General features: G+C 64.8%; 21 protein-coding genes. 7 read left to right on the forward strand and 14 right to left on the reverse strand.

Annotated features, from left to right (window positions below):
- Window positions 1–33: 33 nt before the first annotated feature.
- Window positions 34–777, forward strand: coding sequence for a carboxy-S-adenosyl-L-methionine synthase CmoA (cmoA, locus tag HU735_RS07950; protein WP_186713061.1), 744 nt, complete (start codon window positions 34–36; stop codon window positions 775–777).
- Window positions 774–1,730 (forward strand): tRNA 5-methoxyuridine(34)/uridine 5-oxyacetic acid(34) synthase CmoB, encoded by a 957-nt coding sequence (gene cmoB, locus HU735_RS07955; RefSeq protein WP_186713062.1) that lies wholly within the window; start codon window positions 774–776, stop codon window positions 1,728–1,730. The genes cmoA and cmoB overlap by 4 nt, the downstream gene beginning before the upstream one ends.
- A gap of 70 nt (window positions 1,731–1,800) precedes the next feature.
- Here cmoB and HU735_RS07960 read toward each other — a convergent pair whose 3' ends face one another.
- Window positions 1,801–2,004 carry a hypothetical protein gene (locus HU735_RS07960; RefSeq protein WP_062364203.1) on the reverse strand — a complete coding sequence of 68 codons (204 nt, stop codon included), beginning with the start codon at window positions 2,002–2,004 and terminating at the stop codon, window positions 1,801–1,803.
- A 311-nt stretch (window positions 2,005–2,315) separates the two neighbouring features.
- Here HU735_RS07960 and HU735_RS07965 point away from each other — a divergent pair, with 311 nt between their 5' ends.
- A complete protein-coding gene (locus HU735_RS07965; RefSeq protein ID WP_050703990.1) occupies window positions 2,316–2,990 on the forward strand; it encodes a heavy metal response regulator transcription factor in 675 nt (224 codons plus the stop codon).
- The gene (locus tag HU735_RS07970; RefSeq protein ID WP_186713063.1) at window positions 2,987–4,372 is read left to right on the forward strand and encodes a heavy metal sensor histidine kinase; all 1,386 of its coding nucleotides are present in this window, start codon (window positions 2,987–2,989) and stop codon (window positions 4,370–4,372) included. The genes HU735_RS07965 and HU735_RS07970 overlap by 4 nt, the downstream gene beginning before the upstream one ends.
- Before the next feature lie 74 nt (window positions 4,373–4,446).
- Here HU735_RS07970 and pdxJ read toward each other — a convergent pair whose 3' ends face one another.
- From pdxJ to rpoE, 10 genes are all read right to left on the reverse strand, one after another.
- Window positions 4,447–5,187: a pyridoxine 5'-phosphate synthase gene (pdxJ, locus tag HU735_RS07975; protein ID WP_028690120.1), complete on the reverse strand. Its 741-nt coding sequence runs from the start codon at window positions 5,185–5,187 to the stop codon at window positions 4,447–4,449.
- Window positions 5,188–5,231: 44 nt separating this feature from the next.
- Window positions 5,232–5,915: a DNA repair protein RecO gene (gene recO, locus HU735_RS07980; protein WP_186713064.1), complete on the reverse strand. Its 684-nt coding sequence runs from the start codon at window positions 5,913–5,915 to the stop codon at window positions 5,232–5,234.
- A 103-nt stretch (window positions 5,916–6,018) separates the two neighbouring features.
- Window positions 6,019–6,921, reverse strand: a complete 903-nt coding sequence (gene era, locus HU735_RS07985) for a GTPase Era (protein ID WP_028690122.1) — start codon at window positions 6,919–6,921, stop codon at window positions 6,019–6,021.
- On the reverse strand, window positions 6,914–7,603 hold the full coding sequence (gene rnc / locus HU735_RS07990) for a ribonuclease III (RefSeq protein WP_028690123.1): 690 nt from the start codon (window positions 7,601–7,603) through the stop codon (window positions 6,914–6,916). The genes era and rnc overlap by 8 nt, the downstream gene beginning before the upstream one ends.
- A 161-nt stretch (window positions 7,604–7,764) precedes the next feature.
- Window positions 7,765–8,619 (reverse strand): signal peptidase I, encoded by an 855-nt coding sequence (gene lepB, locus HU735_RS07995; RefSeq protein ID WP_110739523.1) that lies wholly within the window; start codon window positions 8,617–8,619, stop codon window positions 7,765–7,767.
- Between the two features lie 5 nt (window positions 8,620–8,624).
- On the reverse strand, window positions 8,625–10,424 hold the full coding sequence (gene lepA / locus HU735_RS08000; protein WP_110739522.1) for a translation elongation factor 4: 1,800 nt from the start codon (window positions 10,422–10,424) through the stop codon (window positions 8,625–8,627).
- A 270-nt stretch (window positions 10,425–10,694) separates the two neighbouring features.
- Entirely contained in the window at window positions 10,695–12,134 is a 1,440-nt protein-coding gene (locus tag HU735_RS08005) for a DegQ family serine endoprotease (protein WP_028690126.1), read from the reverse strand.
- 167 nt (window positions 12,135–12,301) lie between these two features.
- Window positions 12,302–13,267, reverse strand: coding sequence for a MucB/RseB C-terminal domain-containing protein (locus tag HU735_RS08010; protein WP_186713065.1), 966 nt, complete (start codon window positions 13,265–13,267; stop codon window positions 12,302–12,304).
- A gap of 13 nt (window positions 13,268–13,280) precedes the next feature.
- Entirely contained in the window at window positions 13,281–13,871 is a 591-nt protein-coding gene (locus HU735_RS08015) for an RseA family anti-sigma factor (protein ID WP_050703985.1), read from the reverse strand.
- Window positions 13,872–13,902: 31 nt separating this feature from the next.
- On the reverse strand, window positions 13,903–14,484 hold the full coding sequence (gene rpoE, locus HU735_RS08020; protein WP_010220971.1) for an RNA polymerase sigma factor RpoE: 582 nt from the start codon (window positions 14,482–14,484) through the stop codon (window positions 13,903–13,905).
- A 436-nt stretch (window positions 14,485–14,920) separates the two neighbouring features.
- On the opposite strand from rpoE, the gene nadB reads away from it, so the two are divergent.
- Entirely contained in the window at window positions 14,921–16,534 is a 1,614-nt protein-coding gene (gene nadB, locus HU735_RS08025) for an L-aspartate oxidase (protein WP_186713066.1), read from the forward strand.
- Window positions 16,535–16,684: 150 nt separating this feature from the next.
- Here the strand turns inward: nadB and HU735_RS08030 are convergent, their stop codons facing one another.
- On the reverse strand, window positions 16,685–17,647 hold the full coding sequence (locus HU735_RS08030; RefSeq protein ID WP_186713067.1) for a zinc-binding dehydrogenase: 963 nt from the start codon (window positions 17,645–17,647) through the stop codon (window positions 16,685–16,687).
- A 144-nt stretch (window positions 17,648–17,791) separates the two neighbouring features.
- On the opposite strand from HU735_RS08030, the gene HU735_RS08035 reads away from it, so the two are divergent.
- Together HU735_RS08035 and HU735_RS08040 are read left to right on the forward strand one after the other, a co-directional pair.
- Window positions 17,792–19,873, forward strand: a complete 2,082-nt coding sequence (locus tag HU735_RS08035) for a carboxy terminal-processing peptidase (protein ID WP_186713068.1) — start codon at window positions 17,792–17,794, stop codon at window positions 19,871–19,873.
- 108 nt (window positions 19,874–19,981) lie between these two features.
- On the forward strand, window positions 19,982–21,739 hold the full coding sequence (locus HU735_RS08040; RefSeq protein ID WP_186713069.1) for a GGDEF domain-containing protein: 1,758 nt from the start codon (window positions 19,982–19,984) through the stop codon (window positions 21,737–21,739).
- A 70-nt stretch (window positions 21,740–21,809) separates the two neighbouring features.
- Here the strand turns inward: HU735_RS08040 and HU735_RS08045 are convergent, their stop codons facing one another.
- Together HU735_RS08045 and HU735_RS08050 are read right to left on the reverse strand one after the other, a co-directional pair.
- A complete protein-coding gene (locus tag HU735_RS08045; protein WP_050703980.1) occupies window positions 21,810–22,178 on the reverse strand; it encodes a hypothetical protein in 369 nt (122 codons plus the stop codon).
- Window positions 22,175–22,519 carry a helix-turn-helix transcriptional regulator gene (locus tag HU735_RS08050; protein ID WP_186713070.1) on the reverse strand — a complete coding sequence of 115 codons (345 nt, stop codon included), beginning with the start codon at window positions 22,517–22,519 and terminating at the stop codon, window positions 22,175–22,177. Before HU735_RS08050 ends, HU735_RS08045 begins: the two co-directional genes overlap by 4 nt.
- Between the last annotated feature and the right edge of the window lie 7 nt (window positions 22,520–22,526).

Genomic DNA, 22,526 nt, shown 5'->3' on the forward strand with positions numbered 1-22,526 from the left:
CCCCTGTAGATTGCCAGCCGCCTGGACCCACCCGTGAGCAAACAACCCGACCGCCTTTTCGCCCACCCCCTGGAGCAGGTGCCTGACTTCGTCTTCAACGAAGACGTGGTGCAGGTGTTCCCGGACATGATCAAGCGCTCGGTGCCCGGTTACCCGACCATTGTCGAGAACCTCGGCGTGCTGGCCGCGCGCTTCGCCCAGCCGAACTCCGCACTGTACGACCTCGGCGCCTCGCTGGGTGCGGTGACCCAGGCGCTGCGCCGCCATGTGCGCACGGACGGCTGCCGGGTGATCGCGGTGGACAACTCCGCGGCCATGGTCGAGCGCTGCCGCCAGTACCTCAACGCCCAGGACTCGATGTTCCAGGAGCTGCTGCCGGTGCAGGTGCTGGAGGCCGACATCCTCACCCTGCCCTTCGCGCCGGCCTCGGTGGTGGCGATGAACTTCACCCTGCAGTTCGTCGCCCCCGAGCAGCGCCTGGAGCTGCTGGGCCGCATCCGCCAGGCTCTGTTGCCGGGCGGTGCGCTGATCCTTTCGGAAAAACTGCGTTTCACCGACGCGCAGGAGCAGGACCTGCTCAACGAACTGCACCTGGACTTCAAGCGTGCCAATGGCTACAGCGAACTGGAAATCGCCCAGAAACGCAGCGCCATCGAGAACGTGATGAAGCCCGACACCCTGGAAACCCATGAGCAGCGCCTGCGCGCCGCCGGCTTCTCCAAGGTCGTGCCCTGGTTCCAATGCCTCAACTTCGCCTCGCTGATAGCCCTGCCATGATCGATCTGTCCCCCCTTGTCCGCCGCCTGGCGGGCACGCCCCTTGCCACCTGGTCCCAAGGCCTGCAGGCGCAACTCGAAGCCAAGCTGGAAAAGGGCCACGGCGACCTCGACCGCTGGCGCGGCGCCCTCGAGGCACTGCCGCGGCTGACCCCCAGCGAAATCGACCTGGTCGACGGCCTGCGCCTGGACTGCGACTGCGACGACGCCACCCGGGCGCAGATGCGCCAGGCCCTGATGGGCCTGTCGCCCTGGCGCAAGGGCCCGTTCGACCTGTTCGGCGTGCATGTCGACACCGAGTGGCGCTCGGACTGGAAATGGTCGCGAGTCGGCCCGCACCTGGACCTCAAGGGCAAGCGCGTGCTCGACGTGGGCTGCGGCAATGGCTATTACCAATGGCGCATGCTCGGCGCCGGCGCCGACATGGTCATCGGCGTCGACCCCAACTGGCTGTTCTTCTGCCAGTTCCAGGCCGTGCAGCAGTACCTGCCTGAACTGCAGGCCTGGCACCTGCCATTCGCCCTCGAAGAGCTGCCGGCCAACCTCGAAGGCTTCGACACCGTGTTCTCCATGGGCGTGTTCTACCACCGCCGCTCGCCCATCGAGCACCTGCTGGCGCTCAAGGACTGCCTGGTCAAGGGTGGCGAACTGGTGCTGGAAACCCTGGTGATCGAGGGTGACGAAAACCAGGTGCTGGTACCCGAGGACCGCTACGCGCAGATGCGCAACGTCTGGTTCCTGCCGTCGGTGCCGGCCCTGGAGCGCTGGTTGCGCCGCGCCGGTTTCAGCGATGTGCGCTGCGTTGATGTCAGCGTCACCAGCGTCGAGGAGCAGCGCAGCACCGAGTGGATGCGCTACCAGTCGCTGGGCGACTTCCTCGACCCGAACGACCACGGCAAGACCGTCGAAGGCCTGCCGGCCCCGCGCCGCGCCACATTGCTGGCGCGCAAATAAAAAAAGGCGCCCGTTCGGGCGCCCAGGTTCACCAGCGGCGAGGAGCTGTCGCGGCGCAGGTGTGTGGTACTCAGTCCTTGGCCAGTTCGCGGGCCTTTTCCTCGGCCTTGCGCTCGCGCTCGGCCAGCGCCTGCTGCTTGTCGCCATACAGGCGCGCCTGGTCGTCGCGGAACGCTTGCCAGAATTGCTTCGAACGCTCCGCGCCGCCTTCGGCGAAAACGCTGGTGCTGCCCAGGGCGAGAATCGCCAGCAGCAGGTACTTGGTCAGGTTCATCGTGCTTGCCTCGTGATAACCGTTTCGACAGGGTCATCATCGCAAGCGGCAGCTAACGCCAAGGTGAGGCGGACATTACAGTCTTGCAAGAGAGCCGCATCGCGGGGCAAGCCCGCTCCCACGGGATCCTGCTGGCTTTGTGGGAGTGGGCTTGCCCCATGATGGCGACGGCCCTGTCAGGCACATGACCCGCGTATTACAAATCCGTTATTCCCGCCGCTCGCCCGTTCGCATCCAGTAACATCCTCGCCGCTTGACCCTGATGTCACTACAGGGTCGAGAATCGCCCCCTTTCCACACAGAGCCCGACCATGCGCCTACTGATCATCGAGGACGAACCCCGCACCGCCGACTACCTGCAACAGGGCCTGCGCGAGAACGGCTACGTGGTGGACTGCGCCCACACCGGCACCGACGGCCTGCACCTGGCCCGCCAGCAGGCGTACGACCTGGTGATCCTCGACGTCAACCTGCCCGGGCTCGATGGCTGGGGCGTGCTGCAGCGCCTGCGCGCCGAATCCTCGACGCGGATCATGATGCTCACCGCCCACGGCCGCCTGGCCGACCGGGTCAAGGGGCTGGACCTGGGCGCCGACGACTACCTGCTCAAGCCCTTCGAGTTTCCCGAACTGCTGGCGCGCATCCGCAGCCTGTTGCGGCGCAACGACCAGCACCTGCAGCCGAGCACGCTGAAAGTCGCCGACCTTGAGCTCGACCCCGGTCGGCACCGCGCCTGGCGCGGCGGCCAGCGCATCGACCTGACCGCCAAGGAATTCGCCCTGCTGCACCTGCTGATGCGCCAGAGCGGCGAGGTGCTGTCGCGTACACAGATCATCTCGCTGGTGTGGGATATGAACTTCGATTGCGACACCAACGTGGTGGAAGTGTCGATCCGCCGCTTGCGGGCAAAGATCGACGACCCGTTCGAGGACAAGCTGATCCACACCCTGCGCGGCGTCGGCTACGTGCTCGAGGCGCGGACGTGAAGCGCCCCAGCCTGTCGCTGCGCCTGGGCCTGACCGTCACCCTGCTGGGGGCGGCGCTGGTCTTGCTGCTGGCGTGCCTGGCGGTGTTCGCCCTCGACCACGAGCTGGACAGCCGGGCGCGCAAGGACCTGGCGCGCAAGATGCAGCAGGTCGAACACAACCTGCGCGTCGATCTGCGCAGCGACGACCTCGGCGCCCGCGCCCACCCCCTGCTCGACCTGGTCATGGGCCACGACAACCTCAGCCTCAGCGTGCTGGCCGTCAACGGCCGCCACCCCGCCCTGCTCAGCCTGGGGCCGGCGCTGCAGTCGCAGCACCTGCTGAACCAGGAGGCCGACAACCAGCTGACCTTCCATACCTGGCGCGACGATGATGGTAATCAGATCCTCACTGCCAGCCGTCTGATGCGCCTGCGCGACGACACCCCGGTCAAGGTGCTGATGTCGCTCAACCGCAGCGACGACAACAGCCTGTTGCAGGCCTACCTGAACTCGACCCTGCTGGCCCTGCCGCTGCTGCTGGTGCTGATCGGCATCGCCGCGTGGAAGCTGGTGCAGCGTGGCCTGCGTCCGCTGCGGCATTTTCGCCGGATCGCCGGGCAAGTCTCGACCCAGGACCTGGAGCATCGCCTGCCGGACGAGGGCCTGCCCGCCGAACTGGCCGACCTGGCCCGCGCCATCAACGTCATGCTCGACCGGCTCGACCAGGGCGTGCGCCAGCTGTCGCAGTTCTCCGATGATCTGGCCCACGAACTGCGCACGCCCATCGGCAACCTGATGGGCAAGGCCCAGGTGACCCTGGCCCGCGAGCGTGACGGCGACAAGTACCGCGAAGCCCTGGAGGACAGCGTCGAGGAGCTGACCCGGCTCAACCGCATCATCAACGACATGCTGTTCCTGGCCCAGGTCAGCCAGCCACAGACCCAGGTGGCCCTGGTTCCCGTGGCGCTGGCGGACGAAGTGGCGCGGGTGAGCGAGCTGTTCACCTTCAGCGCCGAACTCAAGGGCATCTCCCTGCACCTGCATGGCTGGGGTACCGCGATGGCGGACAAGCTGATGTTCCAGCGGGCGCTGTCGAACCTGCTCAGCAATGCGATTCGCCATGGCCCTGAAGGCCTGCCGGTGGCCGTGGGCATCGAGCGAATCGGCGACCAGATCGGCGTGTGGGTGGAAAATCGCGGGCTGGGGATCAGCGAGGCGCACTTGCCGCACCTGTTCGAGCGGTTCTACAGGGCCGGGGCCGGGCGTTCGCGATTGGAAGGCGGGACGGGGTTGGGGCTGGCGATCGTCAAGTCGATCATGCAGCTGCATGGGGGGCGAGTCGAGGTGAGGAGCCAGGTCGAAGGGCCGACCCGGTTTACCTTGGTGTTCAAGGCCGAGTAAGGCTATCGCGGGGCAAGCCCGCTCCCACAGAAGCTCAAGCCAATGCGTGGGAGCGGGCTTGCCCCGCGATCGACTCAGCGCGAAGCGGCGACGATCAGCGCCTTCATCTCCGCCACCGCCGCCTTGAAGCCGACGAACAGCGCATGGGCCACCAGCGCATGGCCGATGTTCAGTTCGTTGATGCCCTTGATCGCGGCCACGGCCTCGACGTTGTGGTAGTGCAAGCCATGGCCGGCATTGACGATCAGCCCCTGGCCAACGCCAAATGCCACGCCATCGACAATACGCTTGAGCTCCTCGGCCACCTCGGTCGGCGTCTCGGCGTCAGCGTAGCGCCCCGTGTGCAATTCGATGGCCGGCGCGCCGACGCGACGCGAAGCCTCGATCTGCCGCTCGTCGGCATCGATGAACAGCGACACTTCGGCGCCAGTGCGCGACAGGCGCTCGACCGCCGCCTTGATCCGCGCCTCCTGGCCGGCCACGTCAAGGCCGCCCTCGGTGGTCAGCTCCTGGCGGGTTTCCGGTACCAGGCAGATATGCGCCGGGCGAATCTTCTCGGCGAAGGCCATCATCTCTTCGGTGACGCCCATCTCGAAGTTCATGCGGGTCTGCAGCACGTCCTTGAGCAGCAGCACGTCGCGCTCCTGGATATGCCGGCGGTCTTCGCGCAGGTGCACGGTGATGCCGTCGGCACCCGCTTCCTCGGCGTCCAGGGCGGCCTTGACCGGGTCCGGATAGCGGGTGCCCCGGGCCTGGCGCAGGGTCGCCACGTGGTCGATGTTGACGCCGAGAAGCATGCGGTTGCTGTGAGTCACGAAGGGGCACTCCTGAAGGTTGAGGGCCACAGCATACGTGCTGATCAGCGCTTGCGAAACAGTTCCCGGCTGACCAGCGGCTTGGGCCCCAGATGCACCGCCAGGGCCTGGCGCATCAGGCGCTTGGCGGCGAGCAGGGCACCGGGCGCCTCCCAGTCGGCCTGGGCCAGGGCCAGCAGCTCGCTGCCCTTGAACAGCCCGGGCTGGAACAGCTCGACCCGCTCAAGGCCGGCGTCCACCTGCAGGCGATAGAGCCCTTCGGCGACAACGGCACTGTCGTTGACGTCATGGTCCAAAGCGAAGGCATAACCCAGTTCGTCCAGCAGGCGCCATTCGAAGGAGCGCAGCAGCGGCTCCAACGGGCGTCCGGCGGCCAGGGCCTGCAAGGTCAGGGTGTAGTGCTCGAACAACGCCGGATGCGGCGCCTCGGCGGGCAGCAGGCGCATCAACAGCTCGTTGAGGTAGAGCCCGCTGAACAGCGCATCGCCATGCAGCCAGGCCGCGATGCCGATGCTGTCCAGACGACCGACGTTCTTCAGTTCGCCGCGCCCGCGCAGTTCGACTTCCAGCGGCACGAACGGCCGCACCAGGCTGCCACCCTTGCCCCGCGCCCGGCGCAGCACCGCCCGCACCCGCCCCTGAGGGGTGAGGAAGTCCACCAGCGCACTGGTTTCCTTGTAGGCGCGGCTGTGCAGCACGTAGGCGGGTTGGGGGGTGGGTTGGTCCATTCGGCTCTCTCGATACCAGAAATGCTTGTGGGAGCGGGCTTGCCCCGCGATCGCCATCGCGGGTCAAGCCCGCTCCCACAGGAGCAAAAGCAGGGTTTGAGGCTTACAGGTCGCCGTAACCCAGCGAACGCAGGGCGCGCTCGTCGTCGGACCAGCCGCCCTTGACCTTCACCCACAGGTTGAGCATGACCTTGGAGTCGAACAGCACTTCCATGTCCTTGCGCGCCTCGGAACCGATGCGTTTGATACGCTCGCCCTTGTCGCCAATGATGATCTTCTTCTGCCCGTCACGCTCGACCAGGATCAGCGCATGGATGTGCAGCACATGACCCTGCTGCTTGAACTCCTCGATTTCCACGGTGATCTGGTACGGAAGCTCCGCACCGAGCTGGCGCATGATCTTCTCGCGCACCAGTTCGGCGGCGAGGAAGCGGCTGCTGCGGTCGGTGATCTGGTCTTCCGGGAAGAAGTGTTCGTTCTCCGGCAGGTGCTTGGCGATCTGGGCTTCCAGCGCTTCGAGGTTGTGCCCCTGCTGCGCGGAGATCGGCATCACTTCGGCGTTCGGCAGTTGTTCCTGCAGCCATTGCAGATGCGGGATCAGCTCGGCCTTCTCTTCCATGCGGTCGGTCTTGTTGACCGCAATGATCAGAGGGCCGGTGACGTACTGCACCCTCTCCAGCACAAGCTGGTCCTCGTCGGTCCACTTGGTGCGGTCGACCACGAAAATAACCACGTCGACGTCCTTGAGGGCCGCCGAGGCGTTGCGGTTCATGTAGCGGTTCAGCGCCTTGTCGTTGGCCTTGTGCATGCCGGGGGTATCGACATAGATCGCCTGCACGTCACCCTCGGTCTTGATACCGAGCATATTGTGACGGGTGGTCTGCGGCTTGCGCGAGGTGATTGCCAGCTTCTGCCCGAGGATGTGGTTGAGCAGCGTGGACTTGCCCACGTTCGGGCGACCGACGATGGCCACGTAGCCGCAGCGGGTCGAAGTGTTCTCAGTCATTGCCATTCTCCACGCCCAGGGCGATCAATGCGGCGGCGGCGGCGACCTGCTCGGCGATACGCCGGCTCACGCCCTGGCCGCGGCTTTTCTTGTTCAGCAGGACCACTTCGCATTCGACGAAGAAGGTCCGGCAGTGCGGTTCGCCCTGGATGTCCACCACTTCGTAACGTGGCAGCTCGCAGGCACGCGACTGCAGGAACTCCTGCAGGCGGGTCTTGGGGTCCTTGTTGGTGTCGACCAGGGTCAGCCCGTCGAATTCATCGGTCAGCCAGGCCAGGATACGCTCGCGGGCGGTCTGCATGTCGGCATCCTGGTAGATGGCGCCGATCAGGGCCTCGAGAGCGTCGGCGAGGATCGACTCGCGACGAAAGCCCCCGCTCTTGAGTTCGCCCGAGCCCAGGCGCAGGTACTCGCCCAGGTCGAAGCCGCGGGCCAGGCGGGCCAGGGTCTCGCCCTTGACCAGGCGTGCGCGCAGGCGCGACAGCTGGCCTTCGCGGGCCTGCGGAAAGCGCTCGAACAGCGCCTCGCCGACCACGAAGTTGAGGATGGCATCGCCGAGGAATTCCAGGCGCTCGTTATTGCGCCCGGCATAGCTGCGATGGGTCAGGGCCAGCAGCATCTGGTCCTGGTTCTTGAAGGTGTAGCCGAGCTTGCGCTCCAGGCGGGCCAGGGAAGCGCTCATGGGGCCACCCGTGCAATGTTCAACGCGTTGTTCAAATCAACATCCTGAAAGACGGTTTGACTGCGGTCTGTCGCCGGAAACGGCGAAAGCTCTCGCTCCCTGAGAACACAGCCTATGTCAGAAATGCAATCGGCGCTGTCCGTGGACAGCGCCGTCGTTACTCAATGGATCAGCCCGACCCGCGACAGGTTCGGGAAGTGGCTGAGTTTCGGCTCCGGCCAGCTCATCCACACCGCGAACGCCTTGCCGACGATGTTGCGGTCCGGAACCATGCCGTGCAGCTCCTTGGGAATGTTCGGGTCATCCCAGAAACGGCTGTCGTTGGAGTTGTCGCGGTTGTCGCCCATCATGAAGTAATGACCGGCCGGCACGGTCCATTGCTGGTCCGGCGGCATGCGGTAGCGGGTCATTTCCTTGCGGATCAGGTGCTCGGCTTCACCGAGTTTTTCCTTGTACAGCTCGGCACTGCCCAGGGTACCCGGCTCGCTGCCGACCAGTTGCTCGGCGATCGACTGGCCGTTGACGAACAGTCGCTTGTCGCTGGTGTAGCGCACCACGTCGCCCGGCAGGCCGACCACACGCTTGATGTAGTTGACGTTGGGATCGCTCGGGTAGCGGAACACCATCACATCCCCGCGTTGCGGATCGCCCACCTCGATGACCTTCTTGTCGATCACCGGCAGGCGAATGCCGTAGGAGAACTTGTTCACCAGGATGAAGTCGCCCACTTCCAGCGTCGGCTTCATCGACCCCGACGGGATCTGGAACGGCTCGACCAGGAACGAACGCAGCACCAGCACGATGAACAGCACCGGGAAGAACGACTTGCCGTATTCGACCAGCAAGGGTTCCTTGTTCAGGCGTTCGACCACGGCCATTTCGGGCTGGCTGACGCTGCCCTGGTAGTTGGCGATCGCCGCCCGCCGGCGCGGGGCCAGGAACAGCAGGTCGATCAGACCCAACAGACCGCAGACGGCGACGGCGATGACGAGCAACAGCGGGAAATTTAGCGACATAGGACCTAGCTATCCAACCTGAGCACGGCAAGGAAGGCTTCCTGTGGAATCTCCACGTTACCCACCTGCTTCATGCGTTTCTTACCGGCCTTCTGCTTCTCCAGCAGCTTTTTCTTACGGCTGACGTCGCCACCGTAGCACTTGGCCAGTACGTTCTTTCTGAGCGCCTTGACGGTTGTCCGCGCGATGATCTGGCCGCCAATGGCTGCCTGGATCGCCACATCGAACATCTGCCGAGGGATCAGTTCCTTCATCTTTTCGGTCAACGCGCGGCCTTTGTAGGCGGCGTTGTCGCGGTGCACGATCAGGGCCAGGGCATCGACCTTGTCGCCGTTGATCAGCACGTCCAGCTTGACCAGGTTGGCCGACTGGTAGCGGTCGAAATGGTAGTCCAGCGAGGCGTAGCCGCGGCTGGTCGACTTCAGGCGGTCGAAGAAGTCCAGCACCACTTCGTTCATCGGCAGGTCGTAGCGCACCTGCACCTGGCTGCCGAGGAACTGCATGTCGCGCTGCACGCCACGCTTCTCGATGCACAGGGTGATGACGTTGCCCAGGTGCTCCTGTGGCACCAGGATGGTCGCGGTGACGATCGGCTCGCGGAAGTCGTTGACCGCCGAGACGTCCGGCAGCTTCGACGGGTTGTCGACGGTGATGGTCTCGCCGGTCTTGAGTTCGAGCTCGTAGATCACGCTTGGCGCGGTGGTGATCAGGTCCAGGTCGTATTCGCGCTCCAGGCGCTCCTGGATGATCTCCATGTGCAGCATGCCGAGGAAGCCGCAACGGAAGCCGAAGCCCAGGGCGTCGGAGCTTTCCGGCATGTACTGCAGCGACGAGTCGTTCAGGGTCAGCTTCTGCAGGGCGTCGCGGAAGTCCTCGAAGTCGTCAGAGCTGACCGGGAACAGGCCAGCGTAGACCTGCGGCTGGATCTTCTTGAAGCCTGGCAGCACTTCGACTTCAGGGGTGTTGGACAGGGTCAGGGTGTCACCCACCGGGGCGCCGTGAATGTCCTTGATGCTGGCGATGATGAAGCCCACTTCACCGGCTTTCAGGTCGGCGGTCTGGGTGTGCTTGGGCGTGAACACGCCGACACTGTCGACCAGGTGCACCTTGCCGGTGGACTTGACCAGGATCTTGTCGCCTTTCTTGACGCGGCCCTGGCGCACGCGCACCAGCGAGACAACGCCCAGGTAGTTGTCGAACCAGGAGTCGATGATCAGCGCCTGCAGCGGCGCATCGATCTCGCCTTCCGGCGCGGGGATGGTCTGCACCAGGCGCTCGAGTACCTCGTCGACGCCCATGCCGCTCTTGGCGCTGCAGGCCACGGCGTCGGTGGCGTCGATGCCGATGATCTTCTCGATCTCGTCCTTGACGCGGTCCGGGTCGGCCTGGGGCAGGTCCATCTTGTTCAGCACGGGCATGACTTCCAGGCCCTGCTCGATGGCGGTGTAGCAGTTGGCCACGGACTGGGCCTCGACACCTTGACCGGCATCGACCACCAGCAGCGCACCTTCGCACGCCGCCAGCGAGCGCGAGACTTCATAGGTGAAGTCGACGTGGCCGGGGGTATCGATGAAGTTCAGCTGGTAGGTCTTACCATCCTGAGCCTTGTAGTGCAGCGTGACGCTGTGGGCCTTGATGGTGATACCGCGCTCGCGCTCGAGATCCATGGAGTCGAGAACCTGAGCTTCCATTTCGCGCGCAGTCAGGCCACCGCACATCTGGATGAAACGGTCGGCCAGCGTCGACTTGCCATGGTCGATGTGGGCGATGATGGAGAAATTGCGGATATGACTCAAATCACTCACGGGTCAACACTCGAAAAGGCTGCGAGCCGGACGCCCGCCGAAAAATAGCCGGGAATTGTACCTCAAGCCGGAGGGATATGGGAGAACCCTTGTCACCTGCCTATCGGTTAGCGTGGGAGCGGGCTTGCCCCGCGATGGCGTCCGATCAGCTGAAAATGTTGCCTGATCGAGCCACATCGCGGGGCAAGCCCGCTCCCACGCAGGACCATCAAGCCTGCTGCTCATGAAAAAAGGCAGCCGAAGCTGCCCTTTCCCTACCGTTCAACCCGCTTATTCAGCCAGCTTGAAGGTGATGAAGCTCGCACGCCCCTGACGCAGCACGCGCATGGACACCGAACGGTTCTTCGGCAGCTCCTTGGCGATCTCGGTGAACTGCTTGGCCGAGGCGATGGCCTGGTTGTTCAGGTGGCTGATGACATCACCCGGACGCAGGCCGATCATGGCCGCCGGACCATCCTGGACTTCCTTGATGACCACGCCGCCCTTGAGTTCCAGCGACTTCTTCTGCTCGGCGGTCAGGTCGGACACGGATACGCCCAGGCGGTTGCTGCTGCGCTCGGCGCTGCCATCGGCACCCGCGCCCAGGCCGATGTCGGCGTCATCCTCTGGCAAAGCGCCAATGGTGACATCCAGGTTCTGGCGCTTGCCGTTGCGGATGATCTCCAGCTTGGCCTTCTCGCCGTCCTTGAGGCTGCCAACCAAGTGCGGCAGGTCGGCGGACATGACGATCGGCTGGCCATTCATGCTCAGGATCACGTCACCCACCTGCAGGCCGCCCTTGGCTGCCGGGCCGTTTTCCAGGACCTGGGCCACCAGGGCGCCGGCCGGCTTGTCCAGGCCGAAGGATTCGGCCAGATCCTTGTTGACCTCCTGAATCACCACGCCCAGCCAGCCGCGGCTGACCTTGCCGTCTTTCTTCAGCTGGTTCGACACATCGATCGCCACATCGATCGGGATGGCGAACGACAGACCCATGAAGCCGCCGGAGCGGGTGAAGATCTGCGAGTTGATCCCCACTACTTCACCTTTCATGTTGAACAGCGGGCCACCGGAGTTACCCGGGTTGATGGCCACGTCGGTCTGGATGAACGGCACATAGGTGTCGTTGGGCAGGGTGCGGCCCTTGGCGCTGACGATACCCTTGGTCACCGAATGGTCGAAGCCGAACGGCGAGCCGATGGCCAGCACCCACTCGCCAACCTTGAGCTTCTCCGAGTCACCCAGCTTGACGGTCGGCAGGTTCTTGCCTTCGACCTTGAGCAGGGCCACATCGGTGCGCGGGTCGGTGCCTACCAGCTTGGCCTGCAGTTCGCTGCGGTCGGACAGACGGACGATGATCTCGTCGGCGTCGGCCACCACGTGGTTGTTGGTCAGCACATAGCCATCGCTGGAGATGATGAAGCCCGAACCCAGCGACTGCGCCTCGCGCTGGCGGTCGCCACGGGGCGAACGCGGCTGCTGCGGCATATTGCGCTCGAAGAACTCGCGGAACATCGGCGGCAGGCCTTCGAGGTCCGGCATCTGCCCGGCGGCGACGCGGCGATCCGGCAGTTTCTGCTTGGTACTGATGTTGACCACCGCTGGCGAGGCCTGCTCGACCAGGGTGGTGAAGTCCGGCAGGGACTCCTCGGCCTGGGCGCTGAGCACCTGGCCGAGCATGAGCACGGCGGCGAACATCGATAGGTAGGTTTTCAAGCGTGGTATTGACATACGGCTCCCGTCACAACGAGCGTAGTTAGCAGTAAGGTTCCCGCAGACGCAGGAAAGGCCAGACTCCGAGAAGCCTGACCTATAGAAAATTTGCGGCAGGATTGCAAATGACAATGCCTTAATTTCATGTCAGCTCTGTGTAACAAGAGCTGTCAGAAGGCGCGCCGTCATTGACGCGCCTGAGCATCCTGGGCCCGCATCGACAGGGCGACACGCTCGGCGGTGCCCAGCGGGATCTCGCCGACCACGGTGACCATCACCTTGCCCTTGGGTGTGTTCAGGCGCCGCGATACCGCAACGGTGGGACCGAGCTGGGCACGGGTATCGACACCGGCCTCGTTGCCGATCGGCTCGAGGAACACCGAGAAACGGGTCAGGCCGTCGTCATACATGAGGCTGCTGACGTTACTCTTGCGCTCAGGGTCGCGGCGAACCGAACTGTTGACCAGCTCGAACCCCGGCGGCAGCCAGTCCGAACGCCATCCGGCGACGGATTCGGCTGTGCCGGCCACCGAACGTTCGACTGGCTTGCAGCTGGCACCGGCAGCCAGTTCGGCGTCGGTTGGCACAGCGTCGGTGTCCAGGCGGGTCATCTGGAAGCGCTCGAGCAACTGGCCCTTGTCGTTGAGCATCAACGAACGCAGGGGCAGGCCGGTGCGGCGGTCCAGATGCAATTCGAAGGCATAGCGATGCTGGTCACGCGGGGTGAGCGCGACAATCACCGCGTCGCGCCCGGCGACGCGTGACTTGCCTGCCACGCTCAGGTCGTACCAGCTCATGAGCTTCAGGGGATCAAGCACCCGCGGGGCGCTGTCCGGCGGTGTGCCCACGCTGCTGACCAGGTTGCCACTGACGCACTGCACCTTGCCATCGACCCGCACGATTTCCTGGGCCGAGCCGTCGAGCTGCAGCAGCCGCTCGCTGACCTTGCCGTCCTGGACGCGATGCCAGATATCGTGGGATGAGAAGCTGCCGTTGCGTTCGTAGACGAAGGATCCCTGGTAACTCTGCTGCTGCTCGGCCCGTGCCAGCTTGTTCAGCCACTCGCTCGCCTCGGGCGATGAGTTGGCGGCCAGGGCCTGCACCGTCAGGCTGCTGCCAAGCAGCAGCGACAGGAGAGGTAGCGCGCGCATGATCCTCCTTAACTTAGCGGTTTTCCAGGCTGGCGGCGCGGGCGTAAGGCAGCGCGGTCTCGTTGCCCTTCAGCGCGGACTCCTGGGCGTGCTGGCGCAGGTAGCCCGGCAGGCGTTGATCCCAGCCGGCCTGGTTCTGCAGCACACCGTTGGCCATCGGCCCGGTCGGTTGCTCGTTGCCTTCACTATAGCCTGCCAATACGGCTGGGCCTTGCGCCTGTGGCATGCTCAGGCCCTGCTGGGCAGGCTGCTGGGCGGCCAGTTCGGCACCGGTGATCTCGTCCTGGTTGTAGAAACGCACGCCGGCCAGCACGGCAACGGTCACCGAAGCGGCCACGGCCAGGCGGCCGAGGCTGCGCCACGGGCCCTGCTTGACCTTGGCCGGCACGGCCTCATCGGCCAGTGCCGCGGAAACCGCCGAGGCGATGTCCAGCTTGGGCAGCAGCAGCTCCTTGTGCATGGCTGCGCGGGCGACCTGGTAACGCGACCAGGTGGCACGGGTTTCGGCATCGTCGACGGCATTCAGCACGCGACGCAGTTCCAGTTCGTCCGCTTCGTTATCCATCACCGCGGACAGCGATTCCTGCAAAGCTTCACGACTCATGGCGGTTCCTCTCTTGGCTGTCGCCGCTGTCTCAGGTTTCCTGCAACAGGGGTTGCAGGGCTTTGTCTATGGCCTCCCGAGCGCGGAAGATTCGAGAGCGCACGGTACCCACTGGACATTGCATGACGCTGGCAATGTCCTCGTAACTCAGTCCATCGAACTCGCGCAGCGTCAATGCTGTACGCAGGTCTTCCGGCAGTTGCTGGATGGTGCGATGGACAGTGCCTTCGATTTCATCCCGCAACAACGCGCGCTCTGGGGACTCGAGATCCTTGAGACCATGATCGCCGTCGTAAAACTCCGCATCCTCGGAGCTCACATCGCTGTCTGGTGGCCGTCTGCCGCGGGACACCAGGTAGTTCTTCGCCGTGTTGATGGCGATGCGGTACAGCCAGGTATAAAAAGCACTGTCACCGCGAAAATTCCCAAGCGCCCGGTATGCCTTGATGAAGGCTTCCTGCGCCACGTCCTGCGCCTCATGGGTGTCGTGTACAAAACGCACGATCAACCCGAGAATCTTGTGCTGATACTTCAGCACCAACAGATCGAACGCTCGCCTGTCGCCACGCTGCACGCGCTCGACAAGCTGCTGATCCTCTTCCTGGGTTAGCATGAACACTCCTCAGTGATCTCGAAGGAGCGCTGCAACAGCCATCGTTCAGGCTTGCAACCATAGACTCGGGCTTTGCGCAAAAGTTCTCCCCTCCAAGCAAGTTTCCTGCGGCCCTTGGTCGGCTCGCACGAAAGACGCAGCGCGGTCACGGCCGGCTGCGTCGATAATCTGGTTTCGTTACGCAGGTGTCAGCCCAAGATAGAGCTGCCGCCTTGCGTCGCCGCGGCAATCTGTGGCGTACGGGCAGCCTTCATAGGATTTCCAAGAGTATCGGAAAGTTCCTAAAAAGATCGCCACCACCCCATATGCGCCATTGGAAATCAGGCGCCCGGGGCTGCTATAAAGGCATCCCGGCCAGGTTTCACGATAGTTTCACAGTGCCATCTGCGCTCGACTATTGTGCCGTGCCCCTTCCAAAGATTACTAGTGTCCCGACATGAGCCAACAATTCCAACATGATGTCCTGGTGATCGGCAGCGGTGCCGCCGGTCTCAGCCTGGCACTGAACCTTCCGCGCCACCTGCGCATCGCCGTGCTGAGCAAGGGCGACCTGGCCAACGGCTCGACCTTCTGGGCCCAGGGCGGCGTCGCCGCGGTACTCGACGACACCGACACCGTGCAGTCCCATGTCGAGGACACCCTCAACGCCGGTGGCGGGCTGTGCCACGAGGACGCCGTGCGCTTCACCGTCGAGCACAGCCGCGAGGCCATCCAGTGGCTGATCGAGCAAGGCGTGCCATTCACCCGCGATGAGCACTACAGCGTCGACGACGGCGGCTTCGAGTTCCACCTGACCCGCGAGGGCGGCCACAGCCACCGGCGCATCATCCATGCCGCCGACGCCACCGGCGCCGCGATCTTCACCACCTTGCTGGAACAGGCCCGGCAACGTTCGAACATCGAGCTGCTCGAACAGCGCGTGGCCGTCGACCTGATCACCGAGCGCCGCCTTGGCCTGGACGGCGACCGCTGCCTGGGCGCCTACGTGCTGGACCGCAACAGCGGCGAGGTGGACACCTTCGGCGCACGCTTCACCGTGCTGGCCACCGGCGGCGCGGCCAAGGTCTACCTGTATACCAGCAACCCCGACGGCGCCTGCGGCGACGGCATCGCCATGGCCTGGCGCGCCGGCTGCCGGGTGGCGAACCTGGAGTTCAACCAGTTCCACCCGACCTGCCTGTACCACCCGCAGGCCAAGAGCTTCCTGATCACCGAGGCCCTGCGCGGCGAGGGCGCCCTGCTGCGCCTGCCCAACGGCGAGCGCTTCATGCCGCGCTTCGATCCGCGCGAGGAACTGGCGCCACGGGACATTGTCGCCCGCGCCATCGACCACGAGATGAAGCGCCTGGGCGTGGACTGCGTCTACCTGGACATCAGCCACAAGCCGGCCGACTTCATCACCAGCCACTTCCCGACGGTCTACGAGCGTTGCCTGACTTTCGGCATCGACATCACCCGCCAGCCAATCCCGGTGGTGCCCGCGGCCCACTACACCTGCGGCGGGGTGATGATCGACGAGCACGGCCACACCGACGTGCCCGGCCTGTACGCCATCGGCGAGACCAGTTTCACCGGCCTGCACGGTGCCAACCGCATGGCCAGCAATTCACTGCTCGAATGCTTTGTCTATGGTCGCGCCGCCGCCGCCGACATCGAGGCGCGCCTGGACCAGGTGGCCATGCCCCGCGCCCTGCCCTGCTGGGACGCAAGCCAGGTGACCGACTCGGACGAGGACGTGATCATCGCCCACAACTGGGACGAGCTGCGGCGGTTCATGTGGGACTACGTCGGCATCGTGCGCACCAGCAAGCGCCTGCAGCGCGCCGAGCACCGGGTGCGCATGCTGCTGGACGAGATCGACGAGTTCTACAGCAACTACAAGGTCAGCCGCGACCTGATCGAGCTGCGCAACCTGGCGCAGGTGGCCGAGCTGATGATCCGCTCGGCCATGCAACGCAAGGAAAGCCGGGGCCTGCACTACACCCTGGACTACCCGGGGATGCTGCCCGAGGCCCGGGACACCATCCTGGTGCCGCAGAACCACGAGTGAAGTTGCGGCCTGTGCGATCCCTGTAGGAGCGGCCTTGTGTCGCGAAAGGGGCGCGCAGCGGCCCCTGGATCTGTGCCGCAATGAAGATTTTGGGGCTGCTTCGCAGCCCTTTCGCGACACAAGGCCGCTCCTACAGGGGCATGCGCCAGATCACACGAGCGTCGGATCGATCACCAGCACCAGCTTGCCGGACACCTGGTTGCTCGCCAGCTCCGCGTAGGCGGCCTCGGCGAACGCCACCGGATAGGTGTCGACCAGCTGTGGCGACAGGCGCCCCTCGGCGAACAGCGGCCACACCTGCTGGCGCAGCTCGCGCAACAACTCTGCCTTGAACGCGTCATCACGGTTGCGCAAGGTCGAACCGGTAATCTCCAGGCGCTTGCCCAGCACCAGCGCCAGGTCCAGCTCGACCTTGCGCCCGCCCATCAGGCCAATGATCACCCAGCGCCCGTCACGGGCCAGCAGCTTGAGGTTGAGCGGGGCATAGCTGGCGCCTACCGGGTCGAGGATCACGTCGAACGGCCCGAGCTGCTCCAGGTCGTCGAGGTTGTCATTGCGCACCACGCCGCCCGCGGCCCCGAGGGACTGACAATAGGCCAGTCGCTCGGGCGAACCGACACTGACCCACACCGGGTTGCCGAACGCCTTGCACAGCTGGATGGCTGCGGAGCCCACGCCACTGGCGCCGGCATGCACCAGCACCTTTTCACCGGCCTTCAATGCCCCGAGCTGGAATATGTTCAGCCAGGCCGTGGCATACACTTCGGGAATCGCCGCCGCCTCGTGCAGGCTCAGGCCCTCAGGCACCGGCAACACATGCCGGGCGTCGACCACGACTTCCTCGGCCATGCCGCCGCCAGCCAGCAGCGCGCAGACCCGGTCGCCCACGCGCCAGTCGGCGCCGGCCCCGACCTCCTCGATGATCCCTGAGCACTCCAGGCCCATATAAGGGCTGGCGCCGGGCGGCGGCGGGTACAGTCCGGCCCGCTGCAGCAGGTCGGCACGATTCAGCCCGGCGGCGGCCACGCGAATGCGCACCTGCCCGGCATCGCAGGCCGGGCGCTCGGCCTCGACCCACGCCACATGTCCGTCAACGCCTTGCAATGCCTTCACAGTGCCTCCATAGTTGAATCATATGACCGAGCCTGGGAACGCCAAGTCCCAGGCTTTTTGCAGTATGCGTCCGGCTCCGATGGAACCGGCGAACGGATAAGACGGCCTACTATGCGTGATCAATTGCCTCCACGTCGAATCAGCATGAAGCATTTCCTCCCCAGCACCGCCCTCGCCCTCATGATCGGCCTGGGCAGCCTCACGCTCGGTGGCAATGCGGCCGCCGCCAACAAGTGGGACAGCCTGCAGCCGGACCGCGACGAGGTCGTGGCCAGCCTCAACATCGTCGAATTGCTCAAGCGCCACCACTACAGCAAGCCGCCGCTGGACGACGCCCGTTCGGTCATCATCTACGACAGCTACATCAAGCTGCTCGACCCCTCGCGCAGCTACTTCACCGCGGCCGACATCGCCGAATTCGACAAATGGAAGACCCAGTTCGACGACTTCCTCAAGAGCGGCAACCTCGAGCCCGGCTTCACCATCTACAAACGCTACCTGGACCGCGTGAAGCAGCGTCTGGACTATGCCCTGGGCGAACTGAACAAGGGCGTCGACAAGATCGACTTCAGCGTCAAGGAAGACCTGCTGGTCGACCGCAAGGACGCGCCGTGGATGAAGAACCAGGCCGAACTCGACGACCTGTGGCGCAAGCGCGTGAAAGACGAGGTGCTGCGCCAGAAGATCTCCGGCAAGGAACTCAAGCAGGTCCAGGAAACCCTGATCAAGCGCTACAAGAACCAGCTGGCGCGCCTGGACCAGACCCGCGCGGAAGACATCTTCCAGGCCTACATCAACACCTTCGCCCAGTCCTACGACCCGCACACCAACTACCTGTCGCCGGACAACGCCGAGAACTTCGACATCAACATGAGCCTGTCGCTTGAGGGCATCGGCGCGGTGCTGCAGAGCGACAACGACCAGGTCAAGATCGTGCGCCTGGTGCCGGCAGGCCCTGCCGCCAAGACCAAGCAGGTGGCCCCGGCCGACAAGATCATCGGCGTGGCCCAGGGCAACAAGGAAATGGTCGACGTGGTCGGCTGGCGCCTGGACGAAGTGGTCAAGCTGATCCGCGGCCCGAAAGGCTCGGTGGTGCGCCTGGAGGTGATTCCGGCCAGCAACGCGCCGAACGACCAGACCAGCAAGATCGTCTCGATCACCCGCGAAGCGGTCAAGCTCGAAGAGCAGGCGGCGAAGAAGTCGGTACTCAAGCTCAAGCAGGACGGGCGTGACTACAAGCTGGGCATCATCGAGATCCCGGCGTTCTACCTGGACTTCAAGGCCTATCGCGCTGGCGACCCGGACTACAAGAGCACCACCCGCGACGTCAAGAAGCTGCTCACCGAGCTGCAGAAGGAGAAAGTCGACGGCGTGGTCATCGACCTGCGCAACAACGGTGGCGGCTCGTTGCAGGAAGCCACCGAGCTGACCAGCCTGTTCATCGAGAAGGGCCCGACCGTACTGGTGCGCAACGCCGACGGCCGTGTCGACGTGCTCGAGGACGAGAACCCGGGCGCCTTCTACAAAGGCCCGCTGGCGCTGCTGGTAAACCGCCTGTCGGCCTCGGCCTCGGAGATCTTCGCCGGTGCCATGCAGGACTACCACCGCGCGCTGATCATCGGCGGCCAGACCTTCGGCAAGGGTACCGTGCAGACCATCCAGCCGCTCAACCACGGCGAGCTCAAGCTGACCCTGGCCAAGTTCTACCGGGTTTCCGGACAGAGCACCCAGCACCAGGGCGTGCTGCCGGACATCGCCTATCCGTCGATCATCGACACCAAGGAAATCGGCGAAAGCGCCCTGCCGGAGGCCATGCCGTGGGACACCATCCGCCCGGTGGTCAAACCGGCTTCCGATCCGTTCAAGCCGTTCCTGGCCCAGCTCAAGGCGCAGCATGAGGCGCGCAGCGACAAGGATGCCGAGTTCGTCTACATCCGCGACCGCCTGGCGCTGACCCAGAAGCTGATGAACGAGAAGACCGTCAGCCTCAACGAGCAGCAACGTCGCGCCCGCCACGACGAGATCGAGGCCAAGCAGCTGGCGCTGGAGAACGTTCGCCGCAAGGCCAAGGGCGAAGAGCCGCTCAAGGAGCTGAAAAAGGAAGACGAGGACGCCCTGCCCGCCGAGCCGGACGACACCAAGCCCGAGGACGATGCCTACCTGTCCGAGACCGGTCGCATCCTGCTCGACTATCTGGGCCTCAGCACGTCGGTGGCCAAGCACTGAAATGATGGCGAAATAATGTGACCTGTCATCAAACAGTCACCGGACTGTCGTGAAATGGAAGGGCCGGACGTGCAAGCGTCCGGCCTTTTTCACTTCAGGAAGCAGTCCATGACCGTCACCGAACAGCTCAGCGCATTGAGCGCCATCCTGGCTCAACGCAGCGTCCACTGTCTGTTCCAACCCATCGTCTGCCTCTCTGAAAGGCGCATCCTCGGCTACGAGGCCCTGAGCCGCGGCCCGTCCAACAGCCCGCTGCACTCGCCGCTGAACCTGTTCGCCATCGCCCGCCAGGCCGGCCGCCTCGCCGAACTGGAGGTGCTGTGCCGGGAAACCGCCTGCCGCCGTTTCAGCGAGCTTAACCTGCCGGGCCAGTTGTTCCTCAACGTCTCGCCCGAGTCCCTGGTCGAACCCGACTACCCGTCCGGGCGCACCCTGAAAATGCTCGAACAGCTCGGCCTGGCGCCCAGCCGGGTAGTCATCGAACTGACCGAGCAAACGCCCACCGAAGACTTCCAGCTGCTGTACAACGCCCTGCACCACTACCGCGACATGGGCTTTTCCATTGCCCTGGACGACCTGGGCGCCGGCTACTCGAGCCTGCGCCTGTGGTCAGAGCTGCGCCCGGACTATGTGAAGATCGACCGCCACTTCATCGATGGCATCCACCAGGACCCGCTCAAGCGCGAATTCGTTGGCTCCATCCTGCAGATCGCCCGCGCCTCCCGCGCCCAGGTGATCGCCGAGGGCATCGAACTGGCCGAGGAACTGGCGGTACTGGGCGACATGGGGGTGACCCTGGTCCAGGGCTACCTGCTCGGCCGCCCCCAGGAGTTTCCGGTCGTGGACAGCCTCGGCCTGCCGCCGCCAATGACAGGCTCGGGCGTAGCGCTGTGCGAGGACAGCCGCGACCTCAGCGCCCTGCTTATCCAGCAACCCTCGGTCACCCTCGACACCGCCACGCAGCAGGTGCTCGACGCTTTCCGTCGACAGGCCAACCTCAATTCCCTCGCCGTGCTGGACGAGCAAGGCCGCCCCTGTGGCATCGTCCACCGCCACTCGCTCGCCGACGCCCTGCTCCAGCCCTTCGGCACCGACCTGTTCGCGCGCAAGCCGATCAGCCGCCTGATGAGCCAGGACTTTCTCGCCGTCGAGCGTGGCCAGTCGCTGCAGCAGGTCAGCCGCCTGCTTACCAGCCGTGCGCGCCAGCGTATCGAGGAGGACTTCATCATCACCCAGAATGGGCGTTACCTGGGGCTGGGGCGGGTGATCGACGTGCTCAAGCTGATCACCGAGCAGAAGATCCAGCAGGCACGGCATGCCAATCCGCTCACCTTGCTGCCGGGCAACGTGCCGATCCAGCAGTGCCTGGCGCGCCTGCTGTTGCAGCGGCGCAAGGCAGCTGTGTGCTACGTGGACATCGACAGTTTCAAGCCCTTCAACGATATCTATGGCTACGCCCGAGGCGATGAAGTGCTGTTGTGCCTGGCCCAGTGCCTGAACGACTGCGTCGATCCGAGCCGGGATTTCGTCGGCCATATCGGCGGCGACGACTTCATGCTGGTGCTGGGCTCGACGGACTGGCGCGAGCGCCTGCAATTGCTGCTGGAGGCCTTTGGCCGGCAATGCCGACGCTTCTACCGCAGCGAACACCTGGAGGCCGGGTGCTTCATCGCCCACAACCGCCAGGGGCAGCGGGAGACGTTCGCCTTGCTGTCACTGTCGATCGGCGTGGTCTGGCTGGAGCCGGGCAGCAGCGACGGGCTGGATGCCGGTCAACTGGCCGAGCTCGCCTCCCAGGCCAAGCGCCAGGCCAAGGATGGCGGTGGTTCAGGCCTGAGCCTGATCGATACCACCGTGTTGCCATGATCGCCCGTCGACTCGCCGGGAAATGCGTGGGAGCGGCGGTGCGCCGATGCGACTTGCCCCGCGATGCCTGTCAGGCTTCTTCCGGGTAGCGATACTCGAACACCCGCACCACTTCCGAGGCATGCCAGGATGCCGCCTCCATGCCATCCACCGGCCCGGAAAACCGCCCCAGGCGCTCGACACACTCGAAGAACCCGGTGCGCGGCAGGCGGCTGGCCCCCTGGCTGATCACCAGCGAACTGCGCAGCGGCTGCTCGGCGCGGGCGTCGAGCGTCGCCAGGTACTCGAGGGCCGCCGTCAGGGTCTGCATGGCCGGGCTGGGCAATTGCAGACGCTCGAGCAGCGCACGGTACGTGAGCAGGTGGCGTTGACGGCGGGCCAGGTCGAGCTCGGTCAGCAGGCTCTGCCACTGCTGACGGCTGATCCTGACCTGGCTCATGACGGCTCGCTCCAGCCGGCCACGCCCAGGTGCCAGGCCAGGCTGCGCAGGATCGCAGCGTCCGGGCGTCGCTCCCCGGACTCGATCATCGCCAGGTAGGCCGGGCTGATGCCGACACTGCGTGCCAGTTGCTCCGGGGCCAGGCCCTTGGCCTGACGCAAGGACGCCAGCTGGTCCAGGGAGGATTGGCTGGCGCTCGGTTGAGTGCTCTCGTTGTGACTGACTGAGTCGGGAGCTACGGCCGGCGCCTGGCCTGCGGCCGCCAGCAACTTCTGATAGTGCTCCCAGGGAACCACTGCGTACTCGGGCTGACCGTCCCGGCTGATGACCTGAATACCCATACAACCC

Origin of the sequence: Pseudomonas sp. BW16M2 (assembly GCF_014268865.1) — a bacterium.
Taxonomy (GTDB): domain Bacteria; phylum Pseudomonadota; class Gammaproteobacteria; order Pseudomonadales; family Pseudomonadaceae; genus Aquipseudomonas; species Aquipseudomonas peradeniyensis.

What these genes read in the sequence shown, in the direction of transcription:
- HU735_RS07965 (WP_050703990.1), top strand. Translation starts at nt 2,316, where the DNA reads ATGCGCCTACTGATCATCGAGGACGAACCCCGCACCGCCGACTACCTG.
- HU735_RS08035 (WP_186713068.1), top strand. Translation starts at nt 17,792, where the DNA reads ATGAAGCATTTCCTCCCCAGCACCGCCCTCGCCCTCATGATCGGCCTG.
- rnc (WP_028690123.1), bottom strand. Translation starts at nt 7,603, where the DNA reads ATGAGCGCTTCCCTGGCCCGCCTGGAGCGCAAGCTCGGCTACACCTTC.
- HU735_RS08040 (WP_186713069.1), top strand. Translation starts at nt 19,982, where the DNA reads ATGACCGTCACCGAACAGCTCAGCGCATTGAGCGCCATCCTGGCTCAA.
- cmoB (WP_186713062.1), top strand. Translation starts at nt 774, where the DNA reads ATGATCGATCTGTCCCCCCTTGTCCGCCGCCTGGCGGGCACGCCCCTT.
- nadB (WP_186713066.1), top strand. Translation starts at nt 14,921, where the DNA reads ATGAGCCAACAATTCCAACATGATGTCCTGGTGATCGGCAGCGGTGCC.
- recO (WP_186713064.1), bottom strand. Translation starts at nt 5,915, where the DNA reads ATGGACCAACCCACCCCCCAACCCGCCTACGTGCTGCACAGCCGCGCC.
- HU735_RS07960 (WP_062364203.1), bottom strand. Translation starts at nt 2,004, where the DNA reads ATGAACCTGACCAAGTACCTGCTGCTGGCGATTCTCGCCCTGGGCAGC.
- rpoE (WP_010220971.1), bottom strand. Translation starts at nt 14,484, where the DNA reads ATGCTAACCCAGGAAGAGGATCAGCAGCTTGTCGAGCGCGTGCAGCGT.
- HU735_RS08045 (WP_050703980.1), bottom strand. Translation starts at nt 22,178, where the DNA reads ATGAGCCAGGTCAGGATCAGCCGTCAGCAGTGGCAGAGCCTGCTGACC.
- HU735_RS08050 (WP_186713070.1), bottom strand. Translation starts at nt 22,519, where the DNA reads ATGGGTATTCAGGTCATCAGCCGGGACGGTCAGCCCGAGTACGCAGTG.
- HU735_RS08015 (WP_050703985.1), bottom strand. Translation starts at nt 13,871, where the DNA reads ATGAGTCGTGAAGCTTTGCAGGAATCGCTGTCCGCGGTGATGGATAAC.
- HU735_RS08010 (WP_186713065.1), bottom strand. Translation starts at nt 13,267, where the DNA reads ATGCGCGCGCTACCTCTCCTGTCGCTGCTGCTTGGCAGCAGCCTGACG.
- era (WP_028690122.1), bottom strand. Translation starts at nt 6,921, where the DNA reads ATGACTGAGAACACTTCGACCCGCTGCGGCTACGTGGCCATCGTCGGT.
- lepB (WP_110739523.1), bottom strand. Translation starts at nt 8,619, where the DNA reads ATGTCGCTAAATTTCCCGCTGTTGCTCGTCATCGCCGTCGCCGTCTGC.
- HU735_RS08005 (WP_028690126.1), bottom strand. Translation starts at nt 12,134, where the DNA reads ATGTCAATACCACGCTTGAAAACCTACCTATCGATGTTCGCCGCCGTG.